Raw genomic sequence first — 8,906 nt, forward strand, 5'->3', positions numbered from 1 at the left:
CGTCATTCCGGAGCGATGCGAAGCATCGAATCCGGAATCTCGAGATTCCGGGTCTGGTGCTTACGCACCATCCCGGAATGACGAACAAGAAGAAATACTGGGGGAAACATGACCGAAATCACCGTCGACACCGGCACCAATGAATTGCTCTGCGTGATCCGCGACCGCGTCGCCATCATCACGCTGAACCGACCCGAGGCGCGCAACGCGATGTCGGATAATCTGACGCCGGCGCTGCGCAACATGATCAAGACCTGCGGCGAGAATCCGGAAGTCGGCGCGCTGCTGCTCACCGGCGCCGGCACGGCATTTTGCGCCGGCGGCAACGTCAAGGGCATGGGCGCCAATCGCGACAAGAAGAAGCTCGAAATGTCGCATGACGAAAGAGTCGCCGATCTGCAGGAACGGCAACGCCTGCTGACCGGCGCCTTGGTCTCGGTGCGCAAGCCGACCATTGCGGCCTTGCCCGGCCCCGCAGTCGGCGCCGGGCTTGCCCTCGCGATGGCCTGCGACATCCGTATCGCCGCACAATCGGCCTTCCTTTCCACCGGGTATCTCAAGGTGGGCCTGAGCGGCGACTATGGCATCGCCTGGCTGTTGACCCGGCTGGTTGGCACCGCGCGGGCGCGCGAATTGATGTTCACCTGCGAACGGGTCGACGCCGCCAGGTGCGAGACGATCGGCCTCGTCAACCGCGTGGTCCCGGACGACAAGCTTCAGGCCGAAGCCTTTGCGCTCGCCAAATCGATCGCAGAAGGTCCGACGATCGCGATCCGCTATATGAAGGACAATCTCGACGAAGCCCTGATGTTCGATTTCGCCACCGCGCGCGACCATGAAGCCGAACGCATGATCCGCACCCAGGTGACAGCGGATCACAAGGAGGCGGTGCAAGCCTTCATCGAAAAGCGCAAGCCGGTGTTCAGGGGCGGCTGAGAACTTAGCTTATCGGGTTTTCGTCAAACAGCCGCGCCACCATCACCGAATCCAGGTAGGCGCGCACGCGCACGATTCTGTCGTTCTTGAAATAGCAGACCCAGCAATAATGGTTGTCAAAGCGAAATCCGTTCCTGGCGGTCGCTTCGGAATGCAGCTCCACAATCGCCACGTCGTCAGCCACGATCAGATTGTCGACGTGCAATTGCGCGCCATTGGGCAACACCTTGCCGAGTTTCGCAAAGGTCCCGGCAATGAAATCGGCCTTTGATGTGTAGTGGCCCGCGAGCGGATGCGTGCCCATCACGATCCAGTCGACATCGTCAGCGACATGGCCAAAGAATGCTGCGCCATCGCCATGCTCGAGGCCGGCAAAGATCTTCCGCACGAATTCAGCATCGACTGACATGCGCCGCCCTCCGCTCGGTGGGGCAAGGCTAAACGGGGCCGGCGCGATTTTCAATCCAAGGAGCTCGCGGCCTGGCGCGAGGTTTCGACCTCGACCGACTGGACTGAAGAGGCTGCGTAAATGTTGCTGAACCCGCAGGCATAAAAATAGCCCGGTTCTGGTCAGCCAGAACCGGGCTTAGTTTCGTCAAACCGCAACCGAGGACATAGTGGCCTGGCGGGAGAGGGCGGCGAGCCGCCAGCTTGCACAGGGGATGTCTTGCGGTTCGACGTCGATATGCTTTTCAAAGCGCACCAGCTTCCAGTCGCCGGGGGTCGGCATGAAGGCGTAGCCGGATTTGCGGGCGAGGCCGATCATGGCCTCATTGGAACGCAGCGTATCGCCGAACAAACGGTCAGCGCCGAATGAGGCGGCGCGGCATTCGAGATTTTTCAACAGCGCCTTGCCGATGCCGTGGCCCTGCCAGCGGTCGTCGATCGACATGCCGAATTCGATGCTGCCGTCCTCGAACGCGTAACGGGCTTCGCCGACGATGATCTCATGGCCATCGACCAGCATGCTCGCGACCACGCTGAAGCGATCGGCTTCGCCGATATGGATGAAATCCTCGAGCACCGACGGCGGCAGTTCGCGCGTGGCGCCGAGGAAGCGGTTGTAGCGGGAGCGGATGGTCAGCGCGCGGAAATAGCTTTGCAATGCCTCGGCATCGCGCGGCTCGACGAAACGCACGGTCAGGGCCTCGCCGCTGCGCGCGCGCAGCAGGTCCGAATATTGCTTGAGATCGTCGAAACGCATTGTCGTCATCGCACGCTCCCATTGCTCCCGAAAAAATGGCCGGCGTCCCCCTGATGAGGCGACGCCGGCCTGGCTGCTGTTTAAGCCCGCCAGAATGGTTTTGAGGCTTCGTAGATGGCATCGCCGTGGGAGACGCCGATGTCGTGGAGCTCCCGGTCGGACCAGTTGGCCAGTTCCCGGCGAGCCGCGGAGCGCTGCCGCCAGACATGGATCAGTTCGGCGACTTGGCTGAAAAGGCTCTGTCCATGATGATTTATCATCGATTCATGTGTGAAAGTAGACATTTGAAGCTCCTATCTCTAATCTGTTGACGCTAATATCTGCGCTCCCAAGGCCTTTCACAAACGACACTTTGTACCGCTTCGGATGATAAAAACTCATATATTGGGGAAGTGCTGGAGATGACCACCAGGCTGCCGTCGCTGAATGGGTTGCGCGCCTTCGAGGCTGCCGCCCGGCATCTGAGTTTCACGCAGGCGGCGGCCGAGCTGAACGTCACGCAGACCGCGATCAGCCATCAGATCAAACGGCTGGAAGAAGAGCTCGGTGTTCGCCTGTTCGTGCGCCAGAACCGGGCGCTGACGCTGACGCCGCAGGCGGTGGATTACCTGCCCGGCATCCGCGCCGCCTTCAACGACCTGCGGCTCGCCACCGATCGGCTGCTGCGCAAGGACGACGACCACGTGCTGACGGTCTCGACGCTGGCCTCGCTCGCCGCCAAATGGCTGCTGCCGCGCCTTTCCGCGTTCCAGGAAGCGCATCCCGGCATCGATGTGCGTATCACCACCTCGACCAATCTGGTCGACTTCCAGCGCGACAATGTCGATGCCGCGATCCGCTACGGCCGCGGCCAATGGGCGGGATTGCGCGCCGACTGGCTGATGGCGGACGAGCTTTTCCCGGTATGCAGCCCGGACCTCTTGAAGGGCAGCAAGCCGCTGAAATGCCCGGAAGACCTCCGCGACCACGTGCTGCTGCACACCAGCAATTTCAACAGCGACGACTGGCGGCTGTGGCTGACAGCGGCCGGCCTGCCCGCGGACTTTTCCAAGCAGCCGGGCGTGACCTTCGATCTCATCTTCATGACGGTGCAGGCCGCCATCGACGGCCTCGGCGTCGCGATGGGCCGCTCGGCCTATGTCGAGGACGACATCGCCAAGGGCCGCCTCGTCGTGCCCTTCAAGATCACGCTGCCGACCGATGCCGGGTTCTATCTGGTCTCGCCCGCGGGACGAACGGACCCGCCAAAACTGTCGGCGTTCCGGCAATGGCTGATTGCCTCGGTACAGAACAAGCCCTGAAAGGCCGACATTCCGCGTTCTCAGGGCACCTCCGCCGTTTTGCGGGTTGTCGCCACGCCCCACTGTGCCAAATTGTCGCATCAAGCAGGCTAACTGTCTCGGGGAACGAGACTTTTTGCGCCGGCGGCAACACAGCAGGGAGACGGCGTCATGGCGCAGGCAAGTGGTGCGGAAATACCGCAAATCAAATCGCGTATCGGCGCCATCCTGCGCGCGACCAGCGGCAATTTCCTCGAGCAATTCGATTTCTTCCTGTTCGGATTTTACGCCAGCGCAATCGCGAAGGCGTTCTTTCCTGCCCAGAACGAAACGGCGGCGCTGCTGAATGCGTTCGGGGTGTTCTGGCTCGGCGCGCTGATGCGCCCGGTCGGCGCCATCGTGCTCGGCTCCTATATCGACCGCATCGGCCGGCGCCGGGGTTTGATCGTGACGCTCGGGATCATGGCGATCGGGACGGTCGTGATCGCCTTCTGTCCGGGGTTTGAGACGATCGGCATCGCCGCTCCCGTCATCGTGCTGCTTGGCCGGCTGCTGCAGGGATTTTCCGCCGGCGTCGAACTCGGCGGTGTCTCGGTCTACCTGGCGGAGATTGCCACCCCCGGCAACAGGGGCTTCTACACCTCGTTTCAATCTTCCAGCCAGCAGGTCGCCATTTTTGTTGCCGCGATCCTCGGCTATGTGCTGAGCGAGGTGATGCCGGCAGAAACGGTTGCGGCGTGGGGCTGGCGCATTCCATTCTTCATCGGCTGCCTCATCATTCCCTTCATTTTCGTGCTGCGGCGGACGCTCGAAGAGACGCCCGCCTTCCTCGCCATGAAGACGCATCCGACCGCATCGGAAGTGTTCGCGTCCGCGGTGGCAAACTGGCGCATCGTCATTCTCGGCATGATGATGGCGGTGCTGACCACCACGACCTTCTACTTCGTCACCGTCTACACGCCGACCTTCGGCAAGACCGTGCTGAAGCTGTCCACGCCGGACGCCCTCCTCGTCACCCTCCTGGTGGCCGTGGCCAATTTCATCTGGAATCCGGTCGGCGGCGCGCTGTCCGACCGGATCGGGCGCAAGCCGGTATTGCTGGCGATTGCATGCCTGTCCCTGGTGACCGCCTATCCGGCGCTGCACTGGCTGATCGCGGCGCCCACCTTCGGCAAGATGCTGGCCGTCGAAATGATGTTCTCGTTCTACTTCGGCGTTTACAGCGGCACCATGCTGGGCGCGCTGGTCGAGGTGGTGCCGGCGAACGTCCGGACCACCTGTTTCTCGCTGGCCTTTGCGCTCGCCGCAGGCCTGTTCGGGACGTTTACGCCATTTGCGTCGACCTGGCTGATCGGTCACACCGGCGACAAGGCATCCCCCGCCTACTGGCTGATGTGCGCCGCGGCGCTGGGCATCATCGCAGCGCTCGCCATCTATCGCGACGGAGAAACGATCGCGACCCGCGACGCTGTTCCCGCGTAGAGCATTACCGGGATGCGCCGGGCAATGGACTGCCCGGCGGCGCAGGAGTTGTAACGGATAATTCCGTGATGCGTGCGGCATCCGACATTGTCGCATGTCGCGCGGCAGCCAATTTGATTTCCATGCAAACAACGATAACAAGAGCGCATGGTGGATTTGAAACGCAGGTTCGACGTTCTGGTGATCGGCGGCGGCAACGCCGCGCTGTGTGCCGCGATCTCTGCCCGCCGGGCCGGCGCCTCGGTGCTGGTGCTGGAAGGCGCACCGAAATTCTATCGCGGCGGCAATACCCGGCACACCCGCAACATGCGCTGCGCCCATGACGCGGCGACCGACATTCTCACCGGGCCCTACACCGAAGAGGAATTCTGGCAGGATCTGTTGCTGGTGACCGGCGGCGAGACCGACGAAGAACTGGCAAAATTCATGATCCGGGAGTCCAAGGACATCCTGAACTGGATCGTCGAACAGGGTGTGCGCTGGCAGCCGTCGCTCGGCGGCACGCTCAGCCTCGGCCGCACCAATTCGTTCTTCCTCGGCGGCGGCCGCGCGATGCTGAACGCGCTGTATCTGACCGCCGAACAGCTCGGCGTCCAGATCATCTATGACGCCGAGGTTGCCGACCTCCACATCGAGGACGGCATGTTCCTGGCGGCTCACCTGAAGCAGCCGATCGATGGGGCCACCGAAATCCGCGCCTCGGCGCTGGTCGCCGCCGCCGGCGGCTTTGAAGCCAACATCGAATGGCTCAAGGAATATTGGGGCGAGGCCGCCGACAACTTTCTCATTCGCGGCACGCCCTACAATCGCGGCTCGATCCTGAAAATGCTGCTGGCCAAGGGCGTGCAGGACATCGGCGATCCCACCCAATGCCATGCGGTCGCAATCGACGCCCGCGCGCCGAAATTCGACGGCGGCATCATCACCCGACACGACTCTGTCGTGTTCGGCATTGTCGTCAACAAGCACGCCCAGCGCTTCTACGACGAGGGCGAGGACATCTGGCCGAAGCGCTACGCGATCTGGGGCCGGCTGGTGGCGGCCCAGCCCGACCAGATCGCCTACATCATTTTCGATTCGGCTGTCGTCACGAGCTTCATGCCGACGCTGTTCCCGCCGATCGCGGGCGGCACCATCGCCGAGCTCGCCACCAAGCTTGAGCTCGACCCGGTCGCGCTGGAAAAGACCATCACCGATTTCAACGCCGCGGTGCAGCCCGGCACGTTCGACCACACCATCCTGGACGATTGCCGCACCGAAGGCATCACGCCGCAAAAAACGCATTGGGCGCGCAAGATCGAGGCCGCGCCGTACCTCGCCTATCCGGTGCGGCCCGGCATTACGTTTACCTATCTCGGCACCCGCGTGAACAAGCAGTCGCGCATGCTGATGAAGGACGGCAAGCCTTCCGCCAACATGTTCGCCGCCGGCGAGATCATGGCCGGCAACGTGCTCGGCAAGGGCTACGCGGCCGGCATCGGCATGACCATCGGCAGCGTGTTCGGACGGGTGGCGGGACGGGAAGCGGCCAAGAATGCGCGGAATTAGTGAGTTACCTCTCCCCGCCCTTCGCGGGGAGAGGTCGGATTTGCGCGCGCAAATCCGGGTGAGGGGCTCTCTCCGCGAGCACGGTCTGTGGAGACAGCCCCTCACCCCGACCCTCTCCCCGCGAAGGGCGGGGAGAGGGAGATAACGACGATGGGAGGCTTGATGATACGCGTAGCGATATTTTCTGCAGTTGCGGCTCTGATGTCTGCAACGCTGGCCAATGCCGCCGAGCCGATCGCGCTGCGCGACATGGGCTCGTTCCATGTCGGCGGACGGCTGGTCGAAATCTCCGGCAAGCCGGTGAAGGAAGTGACGTTCACGCCGGGCGGCGTGCCCGCAAAGGTCGATCCGAACGGCACCTACCAGGTCGAGCAGATGTACGTGCAGTATTTTCTGCCCGCCGTTGAGAAGGGCGCCTATCCGCTGCTGATGTGGCATGGCGGCGGGCTGACCGGCGTCACCTACGAGACCACGCCGGACGGACGCGAAGGCTGGCTGAACTATTTTCTGCGCAAGGGCTGGGCCGTCTACAATTCCGACGCCGTCGAGCGCGGCCGCGCCGGCTGGGCGCAATATCCCGACATCTTCAAGAGCGAGCCGGTCTTCCTCACCACGGCCAATCCGTTCGAGCGCTTTCGCATCGGCGACGGCGCCGGTTCCTACGATGCCGATCCGGCCAAGCGCAAGCTCATGCCCGGCAGTCAGTTTCCCAACGACGGCTATGAGAATTTCGTCAAGCAGAACGTGCCGCGCTGGACCACTACGGATGATGCGATCATTGCCGCCTATATCGCCGAGATCGACCGCGTCGGGCCCTCCATCATCCTGTTCCACAGCCAGGCCGGCAGCTTCGGCTTCAAGGTGGCGCAGGCGCGGCCCGACAAGGTCAAGGCGCTGATCGCGATCGAGCCCGCCGGTGTCGGCGATCCCGCCATGGTCGAAAGCTTGAAGAACATCCCGACGCTGATGGTCTATGGCGACTATATCGAGCAGGACTCGCGCTGGCCGAAGATCCGCGCCACCGGCGTCGCCTTTGCGGAAAGCCTCAAGGCGGCCGGCGGCAGCGTCGATGTCGTCGACCTGCCGAAAGCCGGCATCAAGGGCAATTCGCACATGGTGATGATGGACAAGAACAATGCCGAGGTTGCGGCCCTGATCCAGAAATGGCTCGAAGGCAAGGGTCTCACCAAGTAACAGACACGTTTGGGAAGAGAGCACCGCGCGATGCACGGAACGAGAATTCTGGAGGAGGCGGACCGCCTGATGACGGTCTGCAATTCCTGCCGCTATTGCGAGGGGCTCTGCGCGGTGTTTCCGGCGATGGAAATGCGCCGCGCGTTTTCCGACGGCGACCTCAATTATCTCGCCAATCTCTGCCATAGCTGCGGCGCGTGCTACACCGATTGCCAGTTCTCGCCGCCGCATGAATTCAACGTCAATGTGCCGCAGACGCTGGCCGTTGCGCGGAACGAATCCTACGCCGCCTATGTCTGGCCGCGTGCTTTCTCCGGCGCCTTCGCGCGCAACGGCCTCGTGATCAGCATCGTTGCCGCGCTCAGTGTCGCCGCCTTCGTCTTCGGCTTTGCCGCCTTCCACGACCGGCAAGTGCTGTTCGGCGTCCACACCGGGCCGGGCGCGTTCTACAAATTGATGCCGCACAATGCGATGGCGGCGCTGTTCGGCGCCGCCTTCCTCTATGCGATCGTGGCGCTTTTCATGGGCGTGCGCGCGTTCTGGCGCGATATCGGCGAGCCCGTCGGCATGCGCGCCGATGCGGGCTCGATTTGGCAGGCGATCCGCGACGCCGGCGAGTTGCGTTATCTCGATGGCGGCGGCGTCGGCTGCTTCAACGAGGACGACCGCCCGACCGACCGCCGCAAGATCTATCACCACCTCACCTTCTACGGTTTTGGACTGTGCTTTGCCTCGACCAGTGTCGCGACGCTCTATCATTATTTTCTGGCGCGTCAGGCGCCCTACCCGTGGTGGGACCTGCCTGTCGTGCTGGGCACGCTTGGCGGCATTGGGCTGTTGATTGGACCCGTGGGACTGCTCCTCGAAAAATGGAAGCGCGATCCTGTGCTGGTCGATGAAAAACGCCTCGGCATGGATGTCGCGTTCATCGTGATGCTGTTCCTGACCAGCCTGACCGGCATGGCGCTCTTGTTCCTGCGCGCAACACCGGCGATGGGACCGCTACTGGCGCTGCATCTCGGCGTGGTGTTCTCGCTGTTCGTCACCATGCCCTATGGCAAATTTGTGCATGGCATTTATCGGTTCGTCGCCCTGGTGCGTTATGCGCGGGAGCGGCGGATGATGGGGCATGTGTAGCTGCCAATGCGTTTCCTAGTCCTCTCCACTCGTCGTCCCGGCCTTGAGCCGGGATCTACCGTGTTAGCTGTCAAGAGGCGTTAGCGCCTTTCCAAGGCTGTCCGGACCTGATTACGGCATTGGCG

General features: G+C 62.7%; 9 protein-coding genes. 6 read left to right on the top strand and 3 right to left on the bottom strand.

What is annotated here, in order from left to right; all coding sequences use genetic code 11:
- The first annotated feature begins 108 nt into the window (after positions 1–108).
- Positions 109–936, top strand: a complete 828-nt coding sequence (locus tag JQ611_RS23175) for an enoyl-CoA hydratase (RefSeq protein ID WP_212037827.1) — start codon at positions 109–111, stop codon at positions 934–936.
- 4 nt (positions 937–940) lie between these two features.
- Here JQ611_RS23175 and JQ611_RS23180 read toward each other — a convergent pair whose 3' ends face one another.
- The 3 genes from JQ611_RS23180 to JQ611_RS23190 form a co-directional block, all read right to left on the bottom strand.
- On the bottom strand, positions 941–1,345 hold the full coding sequence (locus JQ611_RS23180; protein WP_212466696.1) for a nuclear transport factor 2 family protein: 405 nt from the start codon (positions 1,343–1,345) through the stop codon (positions 941–943).
- A 186-nt stretch (positions 1,346–1,531) separates the two neighbouring features.
- Positions 1,532–2,149 carry a GNAT family N-acetyltransferase gene (locus tag JQ611_RS23185; RefSeq protein WP_212269719.1) on the bottom strand — a complete coding sequence of 206 codons (618 nt, stop codon included), beginning with the start codon at positions 2,147–2,149 and terminating at the stop codon, positions 1,532–1,534.
- A 71-nt stretch (positions 2,150–2,220) separates the two neighbouring features.
- Complete coding sequence (locus tag JQ611_RS23190) at positions 2,221–2,424, bottom strand: DUF1127 domain-containing protein (protein WP_212269718.1); 204 nt, start codon at positions 2,422–2,424, stop codon at positions 2,221–2,223.
- A 117-nt stretch (positions 2,425–2,541) separates the two neighbouring features.
- On the opposite strand from JQ611_RS23190, the gene JQ611_RS23195 reads away from it, so the two are divergent.
- From JQ611_RS23195 to tcuB, 5 genes are all read left to right on the top strand, one after another.
- Positions 2,542–3,441, top strand: a complete 900-nt coding sequence (locus JQ611_RS23195; protein WP_212466697.1) for a transcriptional regulator GcvA — start codon at positions 2,542–2,544, stop codon at positions 3,439–3,441.
- 150 nt (positions 3,442–3,591) lie between these two features.
- Positions 3,592–4,902, top strand: coding sequence for an MFS transporter (locus JQ611_RS23200; RefSeq protein ID WP_212269716.1), 1,311 nt, complete (start codon positions 3,592–3,594; stop codon positions 4,900–4,902).
- A gap of 147 nt (positions 4,903–5,049) precedes the next feature.
- Entirely contained in the window at positions 5,050–6,450 is a 1,401-nt protein-coding gene (tcuA, locus tag JQ611_RS23205; RefSeq protein WP_212269715.1) for an FAD-dependent tricarballylate dehydrogenase TcuA, read from the top strand.
- Between the two features lie 162 nt (positions 6,451–6,612).
- Positions 6,613–7,644: an esterase gene (locus JQ611_RS23210; RefSeq protein ID WP_212466698.1), complete on the top strand. Its 1,032-nt coding sequence runs from the start codon at positions 6,613–6,615 to the stop codon at positions 7,642–7,644.
- A 30-nt stretch (positions 7,645–7,674) separates the two neighbouring features.
- Positions 7,675–8,781 carry a tricarballylate utilization 4Fe-4S protein TcuB gene (gene tcuB / locus JQ611_RS23215; protein WP_212466699.1) on the top strand — a complete coding sequence of 369 codons (1,107 nt, stop codon included), beginning with the start codon at positions 7,675–7,677 and terminating at the stop codon, positions 8,779–8,781.
- Positions 8,782–8,906: the final 125 nt, after the last annotated feature.

Origin of the sequence: Bradyrhizobium sp. AUGA SZCCT0182 (assembly GCF_018130185.1) — a bacterium.
Taxonomy (GTDB): Bacteria; Pseudomonadota; Alphaproteobacteria; order Rhizobiales; family Xanthobacteraceae; genus Bradyrhizobium.

Bases quoted from the DNA above. Each gene is read 5' to 3' on its own strand.
- JQ611_RS23210 (WP_212466698.1), top strand. From the start codon at position 6,613: ATGATACGCGTAGCGATATTTTCTGCAGTTGCGGCTCTGATGTCTGCA.
- tcuA (WP_212269715.1), top strand. From the start codon at position 5,050: ATGGTGGATTTGAAACGCAGGTTCGACGTTCTGGTGATCGGCGGCGGC.
- tcuB (WP_212466699.1), top strand. From the start codon at position 7,675: ATGCACGGAACGAGAATTCTGGAGGAGGCGGACCGCCTGATGACGGTC.
- JQ611_RS23180 (WP_212466696.1), bottom strand. From the start codon at position 1,345: ATGTCAGTCGATGCTGAATTCGTGCGGAAGATCTTTGCCGGCCTCGAG.
- JQ611_RS23175 (WP_212037827.1), top strand. From the start codon at position 109: ATGACCGAAATCACCGTCGACACCGGCACCAATGAATTGCTCTGCGTG.
- JQ611_RS23195 (WP_212466697.1), top strand. From the start codon at position 2,542: ATGACCACCAGGCTGCCGTCGCTGAATGGGTTGCGCGCCTTCGAGGCT.
- JQ611_RS23185 (WP_212269719.1), bottom strand. From the start codon at position 2,149: ATGACGACAATGCGTTTCGACGATCTCAAGCAATATTCGGACCTGCTG.
- JQ611_RS23190 (WP_212269718.1), bottom strand. From the start codon at position 2,424: ATGTCTACTTTCACACATGAATCGATGATAAATCATCATGGACAGAGC.
- JQ611_RS23200 (WP_212269716.1), top strand. From the start codon at position 3,592: ATGGCGCAGGCAAGTGGTGCGGAAATACCGCAAATCAAATCGCGTATC.